The following is a 20423-nucleotide window of genomic DNA, read 5'->3' on the forward strand; positions in this document are numbered from 1 at the left end:
CCTCACCCCACGCATCACACGACGGAGAAGGAATAGTGGCACGCGAGTACAGCCTGGAACGGACGCGCAACATCGGGATCATGGCCCACATCGATGCGGGCAAGACCACGGTTACCGAGCGCATCCTTTATTACTCGGGTGTCAACTACAAGATCGGCGAGGTCCACGAGGGCGCAGCCACGATGGACTGGATGGTCCAGGAGCAGGAGCGCGGCATCACCATCACGTCCGCCGCGACGAACTGCTTCTGGGCGCCGGAGCAGGGCCCCGAGAAGGGCGTCTCTCACCGGATCAACATCATCGACACGCCCGGTCACGTCGACTTCACCATCGAGGTAGAGCGGAGCCTCCGCGTTCTCGACGGCGCGGTGGCGGTGTTCGACGGCGGCAACGGCGTCGAGCCGCAGAGCGAGACGGTGTGGCGGCAGGCGGACAAGTACGGCGTCCCGCGCATCGCGTTCATCAACAAGATGGACAAGGTCGGCGCCGACTTCGACATGTGCGTCGACTCCATCCGCGAGCGCCTCGGCGCGAACCCGGTGGCGATCCACTACCCGCTCGGCGCTGAGGACTCGTTCCGCGGCGTGATCGACCTCGTGACCCTCCGGGCCGCCGTGTTCGACGAGGAGACGAAGGGCCAGCGCTACGACTGGCAGGAGATCCCGGGCGACCTGCTGCCGCGGTGCAAGGAGCTCCGCGAGAAGCTCATCGAGGCGTGCGCCGACGCGAGCGACAAGGTGATGGAGAAGTTCATCGCCGGCGAGGTCGACCAGATCACCGAGCAGGAGATCCACGCGGCCATCCGCGCGGGCACCCTCGGCTTCAAGATCGTCCCGGTCCTGTGCGGCTCTGCGTTCAAGAACAAGGGGGTCCAGCTCCTGCTCGACAGCGTCGTGAACTACCTGCCGTCGCCGGTCGACATCCCGGCCGTCGAGGGGACGCTGCCCGACAAGAAGGACAAGGTCGTCTCGCGCAAGGCGAGCGACGAAGAGCCGTTCGCGGCGCTGGCGTTCAAGGTCATGAACGACCAGTTCGGCAACCTCACCTTCTTCCGTGTCTACTCCGGCACGACGAAGAGCGGCGTCAGCGTGCTCAACTCGACGCGCGGCAAGCGGGAGCGCTTCGGGCGCATCCTCCGCATGCACGCGAACAAGCGCGAGGAGATCGACGTCTGCTACGCGGGCAACATCTACGCTGCCGTGGGGCTCCGCGACACCCGCACCGGGGACACTCTCTGCGAGGAGAAGAACCCGATCGTGCTGGAGCGGATGGAGTTCCCCGACCCCGTGATCTCGATCGCCATCGAGCCGAAGACCAAGGCCGATCTCGACAAGCTCGGGCTCAGCCTGCAGAAGCTCGCCTACGAGGATCCCTCGTTCCGCACCTTCACGAACGAGGACACGGGTCAGACGATCATCGCCGGGATGGGCGAGCTCCACCTCGAGATCATCGTCGACCGCCTGAAGCGCGAGTTCAAGGTCGACGCCAACGTCGGCAAGCCCGAGGTCGCCTACAAGGAGACCATCTCGAAGAAGGCGACCGACGTGGAGGGGCGCTTCGTCCGGCAGTCGGGCGGACACGGCCAGTTCGGTCACGTGAGGATCGACATCGAGCCGGCCGAGCGCGGCGCGGGCTTCGTGTTCGAGAACGACATCGTCGGAGGCATCATCCCGAAGGAGTTCATCCCCTCGATCGAGAAGGGCATCCGGGACGCGATGGGCCGCGGCGTGCTCGCGGGCTACCCCGTCGTCGACATCAAGGTGCGGCTCCACTTCGGCAGCTACCACGAGGTCGACTCCTCCGGGCCCGCGTTCGAGGTCGCCGCGTCCATGGCCTTCCAGGACGGCGCCAAGAAGGCGGGGCTCGTGCTCCTCGAGCCGATGATGGCCGTCGAGGTCGTGTCGCCCGAGAACTACCTCGGGGACGTCATCGGAGACCTCAACTCGCGGCGTGGCCGCATCCTCGATATGGGGCAACGCGCGAACACCCGGGTGATCCGCGCGGAGGTCCCGCTCGCAACCATGTTCGGTTACGCGACCGACGTCCGTTCCAAGACGCAAGGCCGCGCGACCCATTCGATGCAGTTCTCTCATTACGCACCGGTTCCAGCAGCGATCCAGGAAGAGATCGTCGCCAAGCAGCGAGGTTAAAAAGACGCCATGGCCAAGGAGAAATTCACTCGTACGAAGCCGCACGTGAACGTGGGCACCATCGGTCACATCGACCACGGCAAGACCACGCTCACGGCGGCGCTCGTCAAGGTGCAGTCGAAGCGCAACCTGGCGAAGGCGATCTCGTACGCCGACATCGCGAAGGGCGGGACGGTCCGTGACGAGACCAAGACGGTGACCATCGCGGCGGCGCACGTCGAGTACGAGTCGGCGAACCGCCACTACGCGCACGTCGACTGCCCCGGGCACGCCGACTACATCAAGAACATGATCACCGGCGCGGCGCAGATGGACGGGGCGATCCTCGTCGTGTCGTCGCTCGACAGCGTGATGCCGCAGACGCGCGAGCACGTGCTGCTCGCCCGGCAGGTCGGCCTGAACCACATCGTCGTGTTCCTCAACAAGTGCGACGCGGTGGACGACCCGGAGATGCTCGACCTGGTCGAGATGGAGGTCCGCGAGCTGCTGTCGAAGTACAAGTTCGACGGCGACAACGCGCCGGTGGTCCGTGGCGCGTCGCTGCCCGCCCTGCAGGGCGACCCGAAGTGGGAGGAGACGATCCAGCAGCTGCTCAGCGCGCTGGACAGCTACATCCCCGAGCCGGTGCGCGACATCGACAAGCCGTTCCTGATGGCCATCGAGGACGTGTTCTCGATCAAGGGCCGCGGCACGGTGGCCACGGGCCGCATCGAGCGCGGCATCATCAAGGTCGGCGACGAGGTGCAGATCATCGGCTTCAAGGACACGAAGAAGTCGGTCGTGACCGGCGTCGAGATGTTCCGCAAGCTGCTCGATCAGGGGCAGGCGGGCGACAACGTCGGGTGTCTGCTCCGCGGCGTGGAGAAGGAAGAGATCGAGCGCGGCCAGGTGCTGGCGAAGCCCGGGTCGATCACGCCGCACACGAAGTTCACCGGTGAGGTGTACGTCCTCAAGAAGGAGGAGGGCGGGCGCCACACGCCGTTCTTCACCAACTACCGGCCGCAGTTCTACATCCGGACGACGGACGTGACCGGCACGGTGAACCTCCCCGAGGGGGTGAAGATGGTGATGCCGGGCGACAACATCACGATGACGATCGAGCTCATCGCGCCGGTCGCGCTGGAGGAGCAGATGCGCTTCGCCATCCGCGAGGGCGGCAAGACGGTGGGCGCCGGCGTCGTCACCAAGATCCTCGCGTAGGAAGAGCACCATGGCTGATACAACCAAGATCCGGATTCGCCTCAAGGCCTTCGACCACCAGCTGCTCGACAAGTCGACGAGCGATATCGTCGAGACGGCGAAGCGGACCGGAGCGCACGTCGCGGGGCCCATCCCGCTGCCCACCGAGATCCGCCGCTACACGGTTCTTCGGGGGCCCCACGTCGACAAGAAGTCGCGCGAGCAGTTCGAGATCCGGACGCACAAGCGGCTTCTCGACATCATCGAGCCGACTCAGCAGACCCTCGACGCGCTGATGAAGCTCGACCTTTCGGCCGGCGTCGACGTCGAGATCAAGAGCTAGGAGTCCAGGTACCATGAAGGTTACCGTTTACAACCTCAAGCGGGAGCAGGTCGGCGAACTCGACCTCTCGGACGAGGTCTTCGGGACCGAGGTGAAAGAGCACCTCTTCTACGAGGTCGTGAAGGCGCAGCTCGCGTCCCGCCGCTCGGGCACCAAGGCCACGAAGGAGCGGAGCGCGGTCGCCGGCTCCACGAAGAAGCTCTATCGCCAGAAGGGCACCGGCCGCGCTCGCCAGGGCTCGATCCGCGCGCCGCACCACGCGGGCGGCGGCATGGCGCACGCCCTGGAGCCGAAGGACTGGTCATACCGTCCGCCGCGCAAGGTGCGGATCGGCGCCCTGAAGAGCGCTCTCTCGCTCTTCGCGAAGGAGGGGCGGCTCATCGTGCTCGACAGCCTGGAGGTCTCCGAGATCAAGACCAAGGCGATCGCTGCCACGCTGACGACGCTGCAGGCGGACCGGAAGTCGCTGGTCGTCGACACGGCCGGCAACGACAAGCTGGTGAAGAGCCTCCGCAACCTGGAGAACCACCAGTACCTGCCGCCGGAAGGGGTCAACGTCTACGACCTCCTCAGGCACGACCACCTCATCGTCTCGAGGGACGCCGCCAAGGCGCTCGAGGCGCGTTGCCTTCGCTAGTCAGGGGAGTCCGACATGCAGCCCGAGCAGATCATCCGCCGGCCAATCATCCTCACGGAGAAGTCGAGCCGGCTCCGCGACCAAGGCAACAAGGTCATCTTTGAGGTCCGCCGCGAGGCGAACAAGATCCAGATCAAGGACGCCATCCAGACGCTCTTCAAGGTGGGCGTCGTGGACGTCAACACGCTGATCATGCGCGGCAAGGACAAGCGCATGGGGCGCGGCTACGCGAAGCTGCGCAATTGGAAGAAGGCGATCGTCACCCTCAAGGAGGGTGACGAGATCCAGTTCTTCGACGAGAAGGCGGAATAGCGATGGGAATCAGATCCTTCAAGCCGACCTCGCCGGCGCGGCGTTACTACTCGGTCAGCGACTTCAAGGAGATCACGAAGGTCGAGCCCGAGCGGTCGCTGCTGGAGCAGCAGACGTCCACCGGCGGCCGGAACAACAACGGCCGGATCACGTCGCGGTTCCGCGGCGGTGGTCACAAGCAGCGCTACCGGATCATCGATTTCCGGCGCGACAAGATCGGCGTCCCGGCGAAGGTCGCCGCCATCGAGTACGACCCGAACCGGACGGCGCGCATCGCGCTCCTTCACTACGTGGACGGCGAGAAGCGCTACATCCTGGCGCCCGACGGCCTCGCGGTCGGGGCGACGCTGCTCGCGAGCCGGAACGCGGACATCAAGCCTGGGAACAGCCTGACGCTCCGCTACATCCCGCCCGGCACCTCGATCCACAACGTCGAGGTCAAGAAGGGCAAGGGCGGTCAGCTCGTGCGCTCGGCCGGCGTCGCCGCGCAGCTCATGGCGAAGGACGGCGACTATGCGCAGGTCCGCCTCCCGAGCGGTGAGATCCGCAAGGTGCACCTCGATTGCCGCGCCACGATCGGGCAGGTGTCGAACTCCGAGCACGCGAACATCAGCCTCGGCAAGGCGGGGCGCTCGCGCTGGCTCGGGCGCCGGCCGCACAACCGCGGTGTCACGATGAACCCCGTCGATCACCCGATGGGCGGCGGTGAGGGCCGGACGAGCGGCGGGCGCCACCCGTGCTCGCCGTGGGGTCAGCTCTCCAAGGGCCTCAAGACGCGGAACAACAAGCGCACCGACGGCATGATCGTCCGGCGGCGCGGGACCAAGGGTTAGTCATGCCGAGGAGCATCAAGAAAGGGCCCTTCATTGACGGTCACCTGCTGGAGAAGATCCAGGCGGCCCAGGCGACCAATGCCAAGAAGGTGATCAAGACGTGGTCGCGCCGCTCGACGATCCTGCCCGAGTCGGTCGGCCTGACCTTCGCCGTGCACAACGGGAGGAAGTTCGTTCCCGTGTTCGTGACGGAGAACATGGTCGGCCACAAGCTGGGTGAGTTCGCCCCGACGCGCACGTTCCACGGCCACTCCGGGGACAAGAAGGCCAAGGTCGCCAAGGGCGGCCCGGGCGGTCGCTGATCGCTCCGCGTCAACCGCGAGGGCATCGACATGAAGCGGGCAGGGTCGCAGCAGCGGCCCTGCCCGTTTCTTTTTGCGCAGCTACGGCCTGAGCGCCGAGAGCACGGCGTTCGCGCCTAGAAGGTGCCGCGTAGACCAGCGAAGCCCGGGCCGACGAGCAGCTGCGTCGAGGCCGTGGCGCTCTGCGAGCCGCCAGCGCCGCCTCCGGTGAAGCTCAGGATGAGCAGGGTCGTGCCCGTGACGAGCCCGAGCGCGCCGACCACGACGCCGATGTTCGCGACCGTCTTCTGGGTCTTGCCGGCGTCGACGTCGTCCTGGCGATCGGCGGGGCAGGGGCCCCTGCAGGTCTCGGTGAGATCGCTGTAGGTGCTGTTCGCCATCAGCCCGGCGACGGTGAACATCGCGAGCCCCGCCACGCCCACGCCGCCAGCGGCGTAGGCGTAAGGCCGCAGGTACGCACGCGGCGAGGGCGCTTCCGAGAAGGGCGGGCTCGGGCCCTCGTCGAGGAGCGCCGGAGAGCCGGCGACGGCCTCGGTCGGGCCGCTCGGCTCGGCGTCGAGCGCGACGGTCTTCGCTTCCCCCGCCGAGAGATCGAGGGTCTGCGGCGTCGAGGTGAGCTTCGTGCGCAGGACGATCTCGGTCTTGCCGGGCTTGACCGGGAACGGCTTGCCCCACCGCTCGCGCGGGACGTCCTTGCCGGCCACCGCGAGCGAGGTCGCCGCGTCCGGGTGCGCGACAGTGACCGTGACGAGGGCGATCTTGCGCGCGAGCTCGTCGCGCTCGAGCTGCGCCGTCTGCTCCGTCTGGGCATAGCGCGGCTCGTCCTTCGCCCGGGACGCGGCCTCCGCCGCGACCTGATCGAACTCGAGGTACGCCTCGATGTGATCGCCCAGATCCGCGAGGCAGCGCGCGATGTAGAGGCGGGAGTTCGGGCTCGGCACGGTGGCGTACGAGGCCCGGAACTGCTCGAGCGCCAGCGCGTAGCGCTTGCTCTCGTAGAGGGCAGCGCCCTTCTTGAAGTGGTTCTGCGCCTTCTCCACCGCGTCCGGCGCGGGCGTCGCCGCGGCGCCGTCCGCGGCGGCCGCGGGCCCGGGGAGCGCGCACAAGCACACGCAAGATGCCGCACCGAAGAGCAGCGCACGGAGCCAGGGTCGAGATCGCACGGTGTTCAGATACCCGATGGGTTGTACTTCTTCTTGGGGCTGGGTTTGCCGGTCGTCGCTGGCTTGGGCGCAGGCTTCGACGGCGTGGACGTCGTCCGGGGGCGCGTGGTCGACGGGGGGCGCGACGCCTGCGGCGCGGCGATGGGCTGCGCCGCCGCGGCCGCGGGCGCCTTGGCCGTCGGGGAAGGCGTCGGCTCCGCCGCGGGAGGCGTCGGCGAGGGCGCCGGCGCCGCCTCGGGAGGCGTCGCCGACGCCTCGGGAGCGGGCGGCGACGCCGGCTGCGCCGTCTGAGGAGGCTCCACCGGCGAAGCGGGCGGAGCCGGGACGGCCTCCGCGGCGGCCGCGGTGGCGGTGGTGTCGGCCGCCGTGGCCGCGGGCAACGCATCGACGCGCGCCTTGCCGACCTCCGGACGCGAGCGCTCGTCGCCGCCGCGCACGACCAGCGCGACGGCCCCGAGCGCCACGCAGAACATCGCCGCGCCAGCCACGATCAGCTGGAGCCGCTTGCGTCGCTGCCCGGTCTCGAACGATCGGTCGACGGCCGTGACCTCGCCGACGTCGTTGGCGAGGCTCCGCGAGCCGCGCCTCGCGAGGCGTTCGCTGAGCGCCGCGGCCCGGGACGCGGGAGGATCCGCCGCCGCGAGCACCTTGGTGGCGGGCACGCCGGCCGCCGGGAGGATCCGCTTGGCGGACGGGCCGAGCGGCTTGCCCTCCCGGGCGGCGGGCCGCGGGCTCACCGGCTCGGCCGGCTCGCCGTCGGGCTGCAGCGCGGGCGCGATGATGAGCCGCGGCGGCGCCTCGGCGGGCTGCGCCGGCACGGCGATCTCTTCGAACGAGATCGGCTCCAGGCTGACCGGCGGCTCCTCCTCCGCGATCGGTGATGCCGCCCCTCTGGGTGATGCCGCCCCTCTGCTGGACGCCGGGCCGGCGCCGGCCGGCGCCGGTGCCGCAGGGGGAGGCGCGGCGGCGGGACCGCCCTCGTGCGAGCCCACGCCGACGTCGGCCGGCGCAGCGTGGCCCTCCAGAGAGGCCGCGGGCCGGCGCTCCGAGTTCACGGCGGCGCCTGCGTCGACGGCCGCGATCGCGTCGCGGAGCTCCTGCGCGCGCTTCGACTGGATCTCGCCGATCGCCTGCCGCACGAAGGCCGCCACGTCCTCGTCGGTCGTGGGCTCGCCGAGCGTCGACGCGACCTGATCGATGGCCCGCTGCATCTCCGCGCACGTCGAGAAGCGGCTCTCGGGATCCTTCTCGAGCGCCTTGAGGATGATCCTGTCGAGCTCGGGGTGGATCGCGCCGTTCAGCTCCCGCGGGGGGAGCGGGTTCTTGATGGTGATGTTCTCGATGGTCGCGAGGTCGGTCTCGGCGCGGAAGGGGTGCAGCCCCGTCGTGAGCACGTACAGCAGCGCGCCGAGCGAGAAGATGTCGCTCCGGCGATCGATGGGGAGCCCGCCGAGCTGCTCCGGCGAGAGGTACGGCGTCTTCCCCTTGACGATGCCGCCGGCGCGCGTGACGTGCAGGCGCCCCTTCGACTTCGCCACGCCGAAGTCGACGATCTTCACGAACCCGGCGGTCGAGATGAGCACGTTCGCCGGCGAGATGTCCCGGTGGACGAGGTCGAGCAGCACGCCGCTGTCGTCGCGGAGCTCGTGCGCGTTGTGGAGCCCCGCGCAGATCTGCGAGGCGATGCGGAGCACGATCCGCTGCGGGATGCCGCCGAGCCGCTTCGCGGCCTTCTGAAGCGTGCCGGCCGTCTCGCCGTCGACCCACTCCATCACGATGTAGAGGACGTCGTCCTCCTCGCCGAGGTCGAGGATCTCGACCACGTTGGGGTGCCTGATGCGCGCCGCGACCCGCGCCTCGTCGAGGAACATCGACTCGAAGTCGGGGTCGTCGGAGACGTCGGGCAGCATCGTCTTGATGGCGACGATCTTCCTGAAGCCGCGGGTGCCCTGCAGGCGCGCGGCCCAGACGGCCGCCATGCCGCCCTTGGCGACCGGCATGAGGATCTCGTAGCGGCCGAGGGTGCTCCCCGGGCCCAGCTGGTCCACGGCCGACGCCACGCGACCCCACAGCTTCGTCTGGCCCTGGACTCCGGTCGGCGTGGGGATCGTCCTGGTGGCGGTCGATGCCGGACCGTTGCCGCGCGCGCTCTCCTGCGTCGCAGGCGCCCCGCCAGGAAGCGCGGCCGCCACGGGCGGGGGCGGCGGGGTCTTCGCGGGGACAGGGATCGCAGGCGCGGTGGCCGATGCGGGCGCAGCGGGGGGCAGCGGCTGAGAAGGCTCGGGCGACGCGGCCGGCGCGGGCGCCGCCGGCGGGAGGGGCGCCGACGGTGTCACCGGCGCGCGGCTCGTGGTCTTCACCGGCGGCGGCGGGGGCGTGGCGGCCGCGCGTGGCGCCGGCGTCACGGCGGGCACCACGGGCGTGCGGCGCGTGGCAGCGGCCGGCGGCCCCGGCGGCACAGGCACCCGAGGCGTCGGAGGGCTCGGCGCGAGCGCTGGCCCGACAGCCGCGGGTGCTGCAGCGGCGACGTTGCCGTGCGCTTCGGGCTGCGCCGGCGACGCCGCGCGAGCCGGCGGCGGCGGGCGTGGCGGCCTCGGGGACGGCCCTCCCGGGGCCGGCGTCGGCGGCTTCGGGACCGTCCCCTCGGCCGGCGTCGGCGTCGCCCGCGCCGCCGCGAGGGCGTCGCCCGGTTCACCCGGGCGCGGCGCGGCCGGCCGCGCGGGCGGCTGCTCCTTCGCCGTGGCCGCCCCCGTCGCAGCGGCGCGCTCGGGGCTCGCACCGGCGGCGGCGCGATCCTCCGTGCCCTGGCCCGACAGCTCGATCCGCGGAAGGGTCGCTGCGGGACGCCGCGGCCCGGGCAGGTCGCGGGCCGGGACGTCGTCCACCGAGCCCCACTCGGTGTCGATGCTGGCGTGCGCCGCATCGGTGCCCGCAGGCCCGGCGCCGTTCGACGCGCCTGCGCCGGCCGCCGGCTTGGCTGCCAGGCCGTTCTTCGGCGCGGCGGCGTCCTTCGCCGCCGTCGGGCGAACCTGGCTCGCGGCGAGCGCGCCCGCCGCGGCCACCGGCGGCGCGCCCGGCGTCGCCGTGCGCGCGCGCGGCGTCGGCGCGGTGATCGCCTGGCGCGGGCCGTCGCCGCGGGGGGAGAGCGCGCCGTCGGCCGCGGGGATCGCCACGCCCACCAGCGTCATGCCCCGCGCGCGCGGCGGCGGCCGCGACCCGTCCGCGCCGGCGGGGCTCGCCATGGCCGCCGCGATCATCGTCCTGCGCGGCTCGATCGTCTTGCCGGCCAGCCTGCTCACCGCCGCCGCCACGTCGTCATCCCCGGCGATCCGCCCCGCTCCCGCGGCCTCCAGCGCCGCCAGCATCGCCGAGGCGCTCTCGAAGCGGCGCGCCGGATCGCGCTCCAGCGCCGTCTGGACGACGTCGACGACCTCGGCCGGGACGGCGCCCCCGGCGAGCCCCGCGAGCGGCGGGATCGGCGCCGACTGCACCTTCTGGATGACCGCGGCCTCCAGCTTCGACGAGAACAGCCGCTGCCGCGCGAGCAGCTCCCAGAGGATCACGCCGACCGAGAAGAGATCGGCGCGCGGATCGAGCGGGGCCTCCGCGTGCGCTGCCATCGCCTTGACCCGCTCGGGCGCGGCATAGGCGAGCCGATCGGGGTTCCTCGTCCCCATGGGCGCGAGCCCGGCGATCGCTCGCGCGACGCCGAGCCCGCCGACCCGGGTGACGCCGTCGATGCCGACGGAGACGTGGGTCGGGTTCAGCTCGCCGTGAACGAGCGGCGCCGGCTGGGCCGCGTGCGCGGACGCGAGCGCGCGCAGCGCGTCGATCGCGATCCGGAGGGACACCGGCGGCGGCAGCCCCTCGGCGCCGGCCGCCGACACAAGCGCGCCCAGCGGCTCGCCCTCCACGTACTCCGAGACGATGAAGACCTCGCCGTCGGCGGTGCGGGCGTCGAGCACCGAGAGCACGTTGGGGAAGCGGACCTGCTGCGCCATCCCGGCCTCGCGGAGGATGCTGTCGGCGGTCTCGGCCTTCTTCGTGAGGTGCCGGTAGATGCGCAGGATCGTGACCGGCGGCGCGCTCTTCGCCTCGCCGTCGTCGGAGGACGCCCGCGCGAGCCACGTGGAGCCGATGCCGCCACCGGAGAGCTCTCTCAGCAGCTCATAGTTGCCGAGTCGCGAAGCAGAGCCCGCACCGGGCGGCCTGTCGAGCGCCATGGGTCTCGCATGCTATCAGGACGTCAGAAGCTGGATCCAGCGTTCACGGCCGACGACTCGGCGAGTTTGGGCGTGTCCGGAGCGCCCTGTCAGGCGCGCCTCGCATGGGATCCAAGCGGGCGCTGGACGGTCGGGCCAGCGCCGGGCGTGCGGCAAAGCGCCACGGCTCGCGAGATCTCGCCGGCGTGTGGGCGCTCCGCGCGCGGCCGGACACACGCCCGCGACGAGCCGCAGGGCCGCGTGGAGAGGACGCTCCTCGAAGGGCGCGCCACCGCAGCGCGATCACGTCCGGAGCGAGGGGCGCGGGCCCCGCCGCTCACACACAGGTGCCGGGGTGTGGGGAGCTCGGTGCGGGCCGTCCAGGCTCAGCGAGCTCAGGGGCGCGACACGCTGGACACGCGGAGCGCGACGGGGTGAACGGTCAGCGTCACGAACCTGGTTCGGCGCTCGTGGCTCGAGAAGGCGCTCGCGGCCACGGGGATCCCGTGCCGGAGCGCCACGGCGACGTGGGGGCCCGGATCGACCCGGATCGCCCGCGACGGCTGCGCCACCTCGCCGTCGAGCAGCAAGGTCACGCCGTCGGTCGCGCCGGCGAGGTTCAGCACGATCCTCGGCATCCGTCCCGCGAGGTCCTCGAGGCGCGCGTCGATCTCGGCGAGCACCGTCGGCGACGCCTTCCGCGCGTCCGCGTCCGCGCCGAGGATCGCGCGCGCGTTGTGGTACGTCCGCTCGGCCGTGCGCAGCCGGCCGAGCCGCTCGTGGCAGAGGGCGATGTGGTACGTCACGTTCGCCGTCGGCCGCCGGCGGGCGATCGCCTCGAACCTGTCGAGCGCGTCGGCCCAGCGCCCCGCGATCTCGAGCGACAGCCCCTGCGCGAACTGGAGCCTCAGCGCGCGCGTCGCGCTGTCGTCCTGCGCGTGCAGCCAGGATGGCGAGAGCAGCGCCCAGCAAACGAGCCCGAGCGCAGCGGCGCGCCGCCAGCGGCGTCGGCGAAGAGCGGTGATCGGTGTGGCGCTGGTCATCAGAACCCGGGGCTCGTGATGCGGCGTCGAGATGGCCCGCGCGGCGCTTGCCAGCGCGGGGGCTTGTCCTCGGAGGCCGATCCCAGCTCGTCGCTGCCCGGGTCCTTCGAGGCGCGCTCCGGCGAGCCCGGCGCGCGGTCGTGGCTCGCCGCGTTCCGTGGCGGCGCGTCGCTGCGCGTCGCCTCGGGCGCGCCGGCGCCGCGCCGCCAGGCGGCGCCGCTGTCGGCGAAGGCCGTGGCCAGCACGGGGCGGAGGCTCTCGCGCGCCGCGCTCTCGGGCCCCGCGTCGGCCTGCTCCCGCAGCGCGGCCGAGCAGAGCGTCGCCGCGAGCGCCGCCGCGCCCGCGAGCCGGATCGCCAGGATCGTCCTTGCGCGGCGCGCCGCGTCCTGCGGGGCGGCGGCGCCCTGCGTGCGCCCGATCGTCGTCGCCTCCCGCCATCCAGGCGCCCGCGGCGCCCGGGTCCAGAGCCGCTCGAGCGCGCGAACGGCGAGCCTCGGGGGCGCGGCGAGCGCGCCGCGGGCTCGCGTCATCTCCCCGGGCCGCGAGCCAGAGGCCGGCGGCGAGAGGACCACGATCGGCGCGGGCGCGCTCGCGCCGAGATCGTCGAGCGCGGCCTTTAGATCCGCGCGCAGCGAGGCCGCGTCCGGGTAGCGCCGCGCCGGGTCCTTCTCGAGGCATCGGCCGGCGATCTTCCGGAGGCGCGGCGGGATCGAGGCCGGCAGCGGCGCGGGCTCGGTCTCGAGGATGCGCCGGAGGACCGCGTGGTGGTTGCCTCCCGTGAACGGCTGCGCGCCGCTGAGCGCCTCGTAGAGCATGACGCCCACGGCCCAGAGATCGGCGCGCGCGTCGATGGTGCGCTTGCCGAGCGCCTGCTCCGGGCTCATGTACGAGGGCGTCCCGAGCAGCTGTCCGTCGATGGTGATGGCGTCGCCCGCGCCCGTGAGCTGGCTGATGCCGAAGTCGACGATCTTCGGCACGATCCCCTCGCCGGGGACCGTCGCCATCATGATGTTCTCCGGCTTGATGTCGCGGTGCACGACGCCCTCGGCGTGGGCGGCCGAGAGCCCGCAGCACACCTCGATGAGGACGGGCACCACCTCCTCGGGCGGCAGCGGCCGGTTCGGCTGGAGGCGGTCAGCGAACGGCGAGCCCCGCAGGAGCTCGAGGGCCAGGAAGAGGTAGCCCTCGTCCTGGAGCTCGCCCGCGTCGACGACGCCGACGATGTTCCGGTGCTGGAACTTGCCGATGATCTTCGCCTCCCGGATGAACCGCCCGACGACCTGCTCGTCCCGGAGCGCCGGGGACAGCTTGAGCGCCACGTCCCGGCCGATGAGCTCGTGGCGCGCCCACCACACGCTCGACATCCCACCCGCGCCGATCTGCCGGATCAGCCGGAAGCGACCTCCTGCAACGTCCCCGGCATGAAGCATGTGCCCCCTTCGCCCATCGCGCGTGAGAAGCCTTCACGCCGATCGAGCGACGAGACCGAAAAGCACGAGCAAGGCCACCGGGCCGGCCGTCCGCCGTCGGCGTCGAACGGGCCCCGGAGGCGGGGCCGCTCGTCAGGGGCGATAGCGCTCCAGGATGTCGTTCGAGAGCTTCACGCCGAGCTCCTGGTAGCCGCGGAAGGTCAGGTGGACGCCGTCGCGCGACGCGCGCGGCGGGCGCTCGCGGTACCAGGCCTCGATCGAGCCCCTTCCGCCCATCGCCTCGTACGTGTCCCAGAACGCGCAGCCGCCCTCCCGCGCGGCGTCGCGCAGGACGTCTCGGACGACGGGCGTGCGCTCCGGCGCGTCCCTCCGGTCCGTCGGCGCGAGCACAAGGCAGTCGACGTCGGGCTCCACCCTGCGGGCGCGGGCGAGCAGCTCGGCGAGCTGCTTCGCGTAGAGGGACGCATCCGCGGTGACGTCGCCCGCTTCGTTCGTGCCGTACTCGATCACGACGAGCTCCGGCGAGCGCCGCGCGAGCTCGGCGGCCCAGCCGAGCTCGCTCCACCGGAGCGGCGTCGCCAGGCGGGCGCCGTTGATCCCGAGCGTGTCGAGCACCACCCCGGCCCCGGCCTCCGGATCGCGCTCGACGACCAGCCCGCAGAGCTCGGCCCCGCCCGACGGCGCGACGCCGAGCTTCACCGCGCCCGCGCTCGCCAGCCGCGCGTGCTGCAGCGCGCCGGGGGCCTCGCCCGCGGCCGCGCGGAGCACCTCGCTCGGGCCGCCCTCGATCGTCACCGCGACCTCGTCGCTCGGCGCGCTCGGGCGGAAGCACACGTCCCAGAGCAGCCGCGCCGGGGGCCGCGCCGAGGTGAGCGCGATCTCCGCGCGCACCGGGGCCGCCTGCGCGCCGAAGAGGATGCCCCCGAGCCCGAAGACGCCGTCGTCGGCCGGCGCGGAGCCGCCCGGAGACTTCGGGCGGGTCCGCCACTTGCCGTCGGCCGTGAGCCGCGCGCCGTCGTGGCGGTAGGCGGCATAGCCGAGGTGCACGAAGCCGAGCCCGCCGTCGCCGAAGCGCCGCTGCAGCGCGGCGCGGACCGCGCCGCTCCAGAAGTCCGCTGCGGCGTGCGAGTCGCCGAGCCAGGCGATGCGCACGTGATCCCGGCGGCGACCCTGCTCGAGCGCGCGGAGCGCCGCGAAGAAGTGGGCGTAAACCCCGTCCTCGGGGCGCAGCAGATCCAGCTCCGGCGGGCGCGCCGGCGCGGCCTCCGCGGGGCGCGGCGCGGCTGTCTCCGGGGCGGGGGCCTCTGTGAGGCGCGGCGGGGGCGCTGGCGCGGGCGGCGCGGATCCCACCTCGGGCGCGGGCGGCGCGACGTGCTCGCGCGTCGCGCTGCAGCCGAGCGCAGCGGTCGCGAGCAGCGCCGCGAGCAGCGCCGCGAGGGCGCGCCGCGACGCCCCGGTGAAGGGCCGCGCCGGCGCGCGCCGGTGCGGGGCGCTGCAGGGCGCCGCGCGGCGCTCCGGGATCTCCGCACGGGCTGCGGAGCGGGCTGCGCCGCTCACGACAGCGGGTCCTCGACGTCGAGCTCGGCGTCCGCGCTGACCTCGATCTCCTGGCGCTCGCGCCGCTCGCGGACGCGCTCCTGGACGGCGCCGACGAGCACGTCGACGTACGACTCGAAGGGCGGGCACGCGATCCCCGCGGCCGTGAGCACGAGATCCGCGTTCCGGGCGTCGTAGCGCACGGGGGTCATCAGCTGCTCGACGAACGCGCGCGGGCTGCGGACGAAGCGCTCGATCCCGGGCGTACGGAGCAGCGCCTTGGCGAGGTTCGACGGGATGTGACCGCGCGCTGCGCGGCGGCCGCTCGCCCGCGCGATGAGATCGAAGACCCGCCGCGCCGACAGCGGGTGCGGGTCGGCGATGTGGAGCGTGCGACCCAGCGCGAGGCGGTTCAGGCCGATCGCGTGGGACGCGCGGACGACGTGATCGATCGGGACGATGTTGAGCGGCACGTCGCCGCGACCGGGCATCGGGATCGCCATGTCGGCCGGCGCCGCCATGATGAGCAGCACCAGGAGGTACAGGCCGTCGAGCCGGTCGATCTCCCCGGTCGTCGCGTCGCCCACCACGGTGGTCGGCCGGACGACCGCCGCCGGCACGTGGCGCATCGCCCGCCGCACGAGCACCTCCGCGCGCATCCGCGTCTCCTCGACGGGGTTGCGGAACGCCTGGCCGGCCTCGAGATCGTCCTCGTACACCGTCCCCGTCCGGTCCCCTGCGACGAACGCGGTCGATTGATGGACGAGGCACTGGAGCGAGGTGCAGGCGCGGGCGAGCTCGATCACCTCGGCCGTCCCGACGACGTTCACGGCGTGGGCGGTGCTCTGGTCGGCCCCGGCGTGGCCCACGTGCGCGAGGTGATGGATCCGGTCGACCTCGCGGGCCAGCTGCCGGAACTCGGCGCCCGACAGCCCGAGATCCATCGCCGCGACGTCCCCCTCGAGCAGCACGAGGCGCTCGCGGTCCGCCGCCGGCAGCGCGTCGCGCTCCGCGCTGGCCTGCGCCGAAGACTTCGCGAGCACGACGGCGACCACGAGCGTGCGCGGCTCCGACGCGAGGATGTGCTGCAGCATCTTCCGCGCGATGAACTTGGGGAAGCCGGTGATGAGCACCACGCTGTCGTAGCCGGGGCGAGGCATCGGCTGGAGCTTACCGCAGCGGTGCGCCTGCTCCGCAGCTTTCCGCTGACGCCGCCTCGCACCAGCGCAGGGGTGATGCGGGCAGCTGCCACGCCGCGCGCCGCTGTCCGGCCGGGGCGTGCGCCCGCGGCTGCAGCCAAGGGCTTCCCCTGTCCGCGACCGCGGCTCGATGGTTCCTCGGCCGGTCGATGCGATGTGCCCGGGAGTCGCCTCCTCGCGCACGAGCAGCTCGGCGGCGAGGATCTCACGCGCGTCGCCCGGCGCGCGCGCGGCGATTTTGCAGGTTCGTGGTCGACCGCGGCGAGAAGGCGCTACCGTTCGGGTCGTGATCGTGCGATCGACCTCTGCCGTGCGCCGCGGCGCTGCAGCGCTGCTGGCCATCGCCCTCGGCCTGGGCGCGGGCGCCCTGGGCTGCAAATCGCCTGGCGCGCCGTCCGACGCCGGCGCCTCGGCGATGAGCCCCGTGCCCGCGCCGGCGGGGCTCATCGCCGAGGCGTTCCTCCCGACGCCGGACGCCACGTGGGCCAAGGCGCGCGCCCTCGTCGGCGGCTCCGCGGCGCTCCTCCCGAGCAGCGCCGGCGCCCTTGCGGCGTCGCTGTTCGGCCTGCCCATCACCGTCGCGTCCGAGATCGACGGCGCGGTGCCGGTGCTCGGCGCGGCCGTGGAGGCCGCGGACGGGGCGCGCCCGCGGGCCGCGCTCGGCATCCACGTGAAGGACGGGGGGCGCTTCATCGACCAGCTCACGCGAGGCGAGGGGGCGCGCTTCCGCGCGAAGCCCGACGCGGCGACCGCCATCGCGCTGCTCGAGCCGCTCCAGGGGGCGAGCCCGGTGGCGCTCGGCGTCCTCGGCAACTACCTGCTCGTCGCGGAGGCGCCGGGGGACCTGATCTCCCTGGGCCCCTACGTCGCGCGGACGATGCCGCAAGCGCAGGTGCCGAAGGAGGATCTCGCGGTCGAGCTCCCGAGGGCCGCGCTCGAGGGCCCGGTGCTCAAGGCGGCGCGGAGCGCCTGGGACAAGGCGCGCGGCCCCGACGGCGCGCCGCGCGCCACCGCGGTGCCGCTCGGCCCGATGATCGAGGGCGCGCTCGCGATGCTCGGCGATCTCGAGCGGGCGCGCCTCACGCTGGTGCTGGACGAGGACGCGCACCTGCGCGTCTCCGGAACGCCGAAGGCAGGGGGCGGCCCGGCGTCGAAGGCGTCGGCCGATCTCGCCGTCGGCGACGTGAAGCCGCTGCTCGATCTGCCCGCCGACTCGCTCGTCGGGGTCCTCGTCCGCGATCGGGCCGCGACGCGCGCCGAGAACGTGCCCAGGCTCGTCGACGCCCTCGCTGGGCTCGTCGAGGGCGACCTCCCGGCGGCGGAGCGGGAGCGGCTCGGCGCCGCGATCCGCGCGGCGTCGGACGCGCGCGGCGACTGGTTCGCCGGCGGGCTCCGCTTCGAGGGCGCGGGTCCCACGGCGTTCGTGCGCGCCGCCGTGGGCGACCGGGCCAAGCTCGAGGCCTCCATCCAGGATCTCCTCGGGACCGCGGAGCTCCCGCCGTTCAAGGCCGCGCTGCAGCGCGAGGGGCTCCGGGTCTCCGCGGGCAAGGCGGCGCTTCCGCTGCTCGACGGCGACGTGCGGCGGGTGCGGTTCGAGCGGACCGCCGGGGCGAGCGCGCCCGCCGGCGCCGGAGGGGCGCAGGCGCGCAAGGGGCCGCAGGGCGCGGGGCCGCAGGGCGGAAAGGGCGGGCCCGCCGCGCAGGGAGCGTCGCTTCCGCCGTCGTCGATCGAGCTGCTCTACCTGGTCCGCGACGACGGCCTCTTCGCGGCCGTCGGCAACGATCCGGGCGCGGGGCTCCGCGGCGTGGTCGCCGTGCTCCAGGGAGAGCGCCTCGGCGAGGTCCCGTCCATGAAGAAGGCGCTGGCGCCGCTCGGCTCGGACATCGCGTTCGCGCTGGTGGTCGAGCCGCTGCGGCTCGTCGCGAGCCGCCTTGGCCAGCCGGGCGCGGGCGACACCGCGCCCGTGGTGATCGCCGCCGGCGCCGCGCCCGAGAGCGCCGGCTCACCCGCCGCGTTCTGGGCGCGCGCCGACATCGCCGCCGCGGCGCTCCGGGAGCTCGCCCGGCTCGGAGGCGCCTTTTGACGAGCGCGGCACGCGCGCGAGCGCTCGTCCTCGGCGGGCTCCAGGCGTTCCTTCTCGCGCTCCCCGCGGGGTGCACGACGAAGGGAGGCGCGGACTGGGTCCACGACGGATCGAGCGAGCCGCAGATCGCGCGTGGAGGCGGCGGGTGGCTCCACGAGCCCTCCTCGGACGACGGCGATCGCGACCGGGGCGTCAGCGCCGCTGTCGACGGCGCACCGGGCGAGGCGCCCGACGTGGCGCAGGCCGATCTGGGCGGCGCCGCGGGCGAGGGCGACCCCGCGATCCTCGTGCGCGAGCACGGCCGGCCCGCGCGCGCGACGCCGGCGCCGCAGGCCGCGCCGGTGCCACAGGTGGCGCCGGGGCTCGCGCCCGGGATGTTCCGGAACACCTACTACGACTTCCCGAGCGAGGGCGGAGGGCCGAAGGATGCGGTCCTCTACGACGCCGCCTGCGCGCCGCTCGCGAGCGTCGCGCGCGCGTTCCACGACCAGGTCTGCGTCCAGGGCAGCGGCCGGCTCGCTTCGGGTGACACGGTGAGCTTCGCGCGGCGCGGCTGCGCATGCGCCGATGTCTGCCCGCGCACCGGCCAGCAGGTCTGCTTCGAGCGGCTCGATCCGCGGCGGTTCCCGTATGGCCGCGGCGCGACCGGGCGTCCGATCACGCCGCTGCGCACGGTCGCGGTCGACTCGAGCGTCATTCCGCTCGGCACGTCCCTCTTCGTGCCCGAGCTCGTCGGGCTGCCGCTCCCGGGCGGGGGCCGACACGACGGCTGCTTCGTCGCCGAGGATCGCGGCATCAAGGTCGTCGGACGGCAGATCGACGTCTTCACCGGCGATCCTTCGGTCACCGCGCGCCTCAACGCGATCTTTGCCTCCAACCGCGGCGTGCGTGTGGTGCTCGAGGACGCCCGGTGCCGCGCGCTCGGGCGCGCTGCCGGGCCGTACTAGCTCCGCGTACCGGCTGCGCGCCCTCGTTGTGGCTCCGTCGCCGGCCCACGTCGGAATGCGCTGCCGCCTCGATGGCGAGCTGTGGATACACCTTCATCCTCCTCGCGCGCTCGTCTTCGAGACGAGCCGAGCCATGGCGCGCCGCCCTCCGCGGCGCGTGTTCCTCTGCTCCTGATCCAACCGCGCCGTGCGCGGCTTCGCTACGCCGCTGTCTCAGCGCAGCCGCAGCGCCGCCAGCGCCACGCCGCACAAGACCCCCAGCACGAAGAGCACCGCGCCGATCAGCGCCAGGCGCGAGCTGCGCCGCTCGGTCTCGCCCTTGTCCGGCACCGCGCTCACCCATGCCTCGTCGTCCGCCTCCTGCGTGGTGGCTCGCTCCTCGGCGGCCCACTGCTCCACCTGGCTCGCCAGCCGCACGAGCAGCGCCTCCATCCGGGGGTCCTCGACCCCGTAGATCTCCATGACCCGGCGGGCACGCTTCTCCGCATGCTGCTGCTTCTCCGCCTCAGGCGTCGTCGCGCACCACACCGGATCCATCCACGGATCGAGCGAGGCTGCCGGGTCCGCCAGCAGCCGGGCGCGGACATACTTCGGTGTGTTCATGGGCGGTCATCCTCCACACGGCGTCTGCGCCGCAAATCCCAGCAGAGCCCAGCACTTCCCGGCGCCGGTGCTCTTCGACGGACCGCCGGGCGCGGCGCTGCCGCCGTCGCCGGCCGTGCCCGGAGTGAACTGTACCGCCGGCGCGTCGCTCGGGGCGGCCGCATGGGCGATGCCTACAGCGTGGCCGCCTCGACCGCCAGCGCCGGGGCCTCCGTCTCCACCTCGACCGCCTCGACCACCATCGCAGCCAGGAATTGAGCCCCGTCCCCGCACGTCGTCACGCCGGGGTCGCCGCCGCGCGCGAAGCCCCCGATCGACCCCCACCCGGATCGTCACGCTCTCCGCGAACGTGTCGCTCGCGCATGCAAGCACCCGCTTGCCATTCGCGTTGGCGATCGCTTCCCCGAGCGACGCGTAGGGCCCCGCCCTGGTGCCGTATCGGCCGGCGGCCAGCCCTCGTG

Annotated in this window: 16 protein-coding genes; 9 read left to right on the forward strand and 7 right to left on the reverse strand. The window is 73.1% G+C overall.

All coding sequences use genetic code 11. The features are described from left to right. The first annotated feature begins 35 nt into the window (after positions 1 to 35). Genes fusA through rpsS form a run of 7 tightly spaced genes read left to right on the forward strand, consistent with a single transcriptional unit; the run spans position 36 to position 5756 of the window. A complete protein-coding gene (gene fusA, locus WMF19_RS04540) occupies positions 36 to 2150 on the forward strand; it encodes an elongation factor G (protein WP_437591010.1) in 2115 nt (704 codons plus the stop codon). A 9-nt stretch (positions 2151 to 2159) separates the two neighbouring features. Next, complete coding sequence (gene tuf / locus WMF19_RS04545; RefSeq protein ID WP_437327643.1) at positions 2160 to 3350, forward strand: elongation factor Tu; 1191 nt, start codon at positions 2160 to 2162, stop codon at positions 3348 to 3350. A gap of 10 nt (positions 3351 to 3360) precedes the next feature. Continuing rightward, the gene (rpsJ, locus tag WMF19_RS04550; RefSeq protein ID WP_012233476.1) at positions 3361 to 3672 is read left to right on the forward strand and encodes a 30S ribosomal protein S10; all 312 of its coding nucleotides are present in this window, start codon (positions 3361 to 3363) and stop codon (positions 3670 to 3672) included. A gap of 13 nt (positions 3673 to 3685) precedes the next feature. Continuing rightward, the gene (gene rplD, locus WMF19_RS04555) at positions 3686 to 4309 is read left to right on the forward strand and encodes a 50S ribosomal protein L4 (RefSeq protein WP_012233477.1); all 624 of its coding nucleotides are present in this window, start codon (positions 3686 to 3688) and stop codon (positions 4307 to 4309) included. A gap of 15 nt (positions 4310 to 4324) precedes the next feature. Beyond that, entirely contained in the window at positions 4325 to 4621 is a 297-nt protein-coding gene (locus WMF19_RS04560) for a 50S ribosomal protein L23 (RefSeq protein WP_012233478.1), read from the forward strand. A gap of 2 nt (positions 4622 to 4623) precedes the next feature. Then, a complete protein-coding gene (gene rplB, locus WMF19_RS04565) occupies positions 4624 to 5454 on the forward strand; it encodes a 50S ribosomal protein L2 (RefSeq protein WP_272100109.1) in 831 nt (276 codons plus the stop codon). A gap of 2 nt (positions 5455 to 5456) precedes the next feature. Further along, positions 5457 to 5756 carry a 30S ribosomal protein S19 gene (gene rpsS, locus WMF19_RS04570; RefSeq protein WP_012233480.1) on the forward strand — a complete coding sequence of 100 codons (300 nt, stop codon included), beginning with the start codon at positions 5457 to 5459 and terminating at the stop codon, positions 5754 to 5756. A gap of 116 nt (positions 5757 to 5872) precedes the next feature. Here rpsS and WMF19_RS04575 read toward each other — a convergent pair whose 3' ends face one another. The 6 genes from WMF19_RS04575 to WMF19_RS04600 all read right to left on the reverse strand — a co-directional run bounded on the left by WMF19_RS04575 (position 5873) and on the right by WMF19_RS04600 (position 16290). Continuing rightward, complete coding sequence (locus tag WMF19_RS04575) at positions 5873 to 6919, reverse strand: tetratricopeptide repeat protein (RefSeq protein ID WP_437897948.1); 1047 nt, start codon at positions 6917 to 6919, stop codon at positions 5873 to 5875. Positions 6920 to 6924: 5 nt separating this feature from the next. Continuing rightward, entirely contained in the window at positions 6925 to 11142 is a 4218-nt protein-coding gene (locus tag WMF19_RS04580) for a protein kinase domain-containing protein (RefSeq protein WP_437897949.1), read from the reverse strand. Positions 11143 to 11516: 374 nt separating this feature from the next. Beyond that, positions 11517 to 12164, reverse strand: coding sequence for a tetratricopeptide repeat protein (locus tag WMF19_RS04585; RefSeq protein WP_437897950.1), 648 nt, complete (start codon positions 12162 to 12164; stop codon positions 11517 to 11519). Beyond that, entirely contained in the window at positions 12164 to 13594 is a 1431-nt protein-coding gene (locus WMF19_RS04590; protein WP_437897951.1) for a protein kinase domain-containing protein, read from the reverse strand. Before WMF19_RS04590 ends, WMF19_RS04585 begins: the two co-directional genes overlap by 1 nt. 132 nt (positions 13595 to 13726) lie before the next feature. After that, a complete protein-coding gene (locus tag WMF19_RS04595) occupies positions 13727 to 15151 on the reverse strand; it encodes a GDSL-type esterase/lipase family protein (RefSeq protein WP_437897952.1) in 1425 nt (474 codons plus the stop codon). Continuing rightward, positions 15148 to 16290: an SDR family oxidoreductase gene (locus tag WMF19_RS04600; protein WP_272100121.1), complete on the reverse strand. Its 1143-nt coding sequence runs from the start codon at positions 16288 to 16290 to the stop codon at positions 15148 to 15150. Before WMF19_RS04600 ends, WMF19_RS04595 begins: the two co-directional genes overlap by 4 nt. A 331-nt stretch (positions 16291 to 16621) precedes the next feature. Here WMF19_RS04600 and WMF19_RS04605 point away from each other — a divergent pair, with 331 nt between their 5' ends. Next, on the forward strand, positions 16622 to 18412 hold the full coding sequence (locus tag WMF19_RS04605; protein WP_437897953.1) for a hypothetical protein: 1791 nt from the start codon (positions 16622 to 16624) through the stop codon (positions 18410 to 18412). Beyond that, positions 18409 to 19359 carry a 3D domain-containing protein gene (locus tag WMF19_RS04610; RefSeq protein WP_437897954.1) on the forward strand — a complete coding sequence of 317 codons (951 nt, stop codon included), beginning with the start codon at positions 18409 to 18411 and terminating at the stop codon, positions 19357 to 19359. The genes WMF19_RS04605 and WMF19_RS04610 overlap by 4 nt, the downstream gene beginning before the upstream one ends. A gap of 213 nt (positions 19360 to 19572) precedes the next feature. On the opposite strand, the gene WMF19_RS04615 is transcribed toward WMF19_RS04610, so the two are convergent. Beyond that, a complete protein-coding gene (locus tag WMF19_RS04615) occupies positions 19573 to 19962 on the reverse strand; it encodes a hypothetical protein (RefSeq protein WP_437897955.1) in 390 nt (129 codons plus the stop codon). Between the last annotated feature and the right edge of the window lie 461 nt (positions 19963 to 20423).

Source organism: Sorangium sp. So ce124, assembly GCF_051525235.1.
Taxonomy (GTDB): domain Bacteria; phylum Myxococcota_A; class Polyangia; order Polyangiales; family Polyangiaceae; genus Sorangium; species Sorangium atrum.

Coding starts and splice junctions, on each gene's coding strand:
- WMF19_RS04560 (WP_012233478.1), top strand. CDS start 4,325: ATGCAGCCCGAGCAGATCATCCGCCGGCCAATCATCCTCACGGAGAAG.
- rpsJ (WP_012233476.1), top strand. CDS start 3,361: ATGGCTGATACAACCAAGATCCGGATTCGCCTCAAGGCCTTCGACCAC.
- tuf (WP_437327643.1), top strand. CDS start 2,160: ATGGCCAAGGAGAAATTCACTCGTACGAAGCCGCACGTGAACGTGGGC.
- WMF19_RS04600 (WP_272100121.1), bottom strand. CDS start 16,290: ATGCCTCGCCCCGGCTACGACAGCGTGGTGCTCATCACCGGCTTCCCC.
- rplD (WP_012233477.1), top strand. CDS start 3,686: ATGAAGGTTACCGTTTACAACCTCAAGCGGGAGCAGGTCGGCGAACTC.
- rplB (WP_272100109.1), top strand. CDS start 4,624: ATGGGAATCAGATCCTTCAAGCCGACCTCGCCGGCGCGGCGTTACTAC.
- WMF19_RS04590 (WP_437897951.1), bottom strand. CDS start 13,594: ATGCTTCATGCCGGGGACGTTGCAGGAGGTCGCTTCCGGCTGATCCGG.
- WMF19_RS04580 (WP_437897949.1), bottom strand. CDS start 11,142: ATGGCGCTCGACAGGCCGCCCGGTGCGGGCTCTGCTTCGCGACTCGGC.
- WMF19_RS04585 (WP_437897950.1), bottom strand. CDS start 12,164: ATGACCAGCGCCACACCGATCACCGCTCTTCGCCGACGCCGCTGGCGG.
- WMF19_RS04615 (WP_437897955.1), bottom strand. CDS start 19,962: ATGAACACACCGAAGTATGTCCGCGCCCGGCTGCTGGCGGACCCGGCA.
- rpsS (WP_012233480.1), top strand. CDS start 5,457: ATGCCGAGGAGCATCAAGAAAGGGCCCTTCATTGACGGTCACCTGCTG.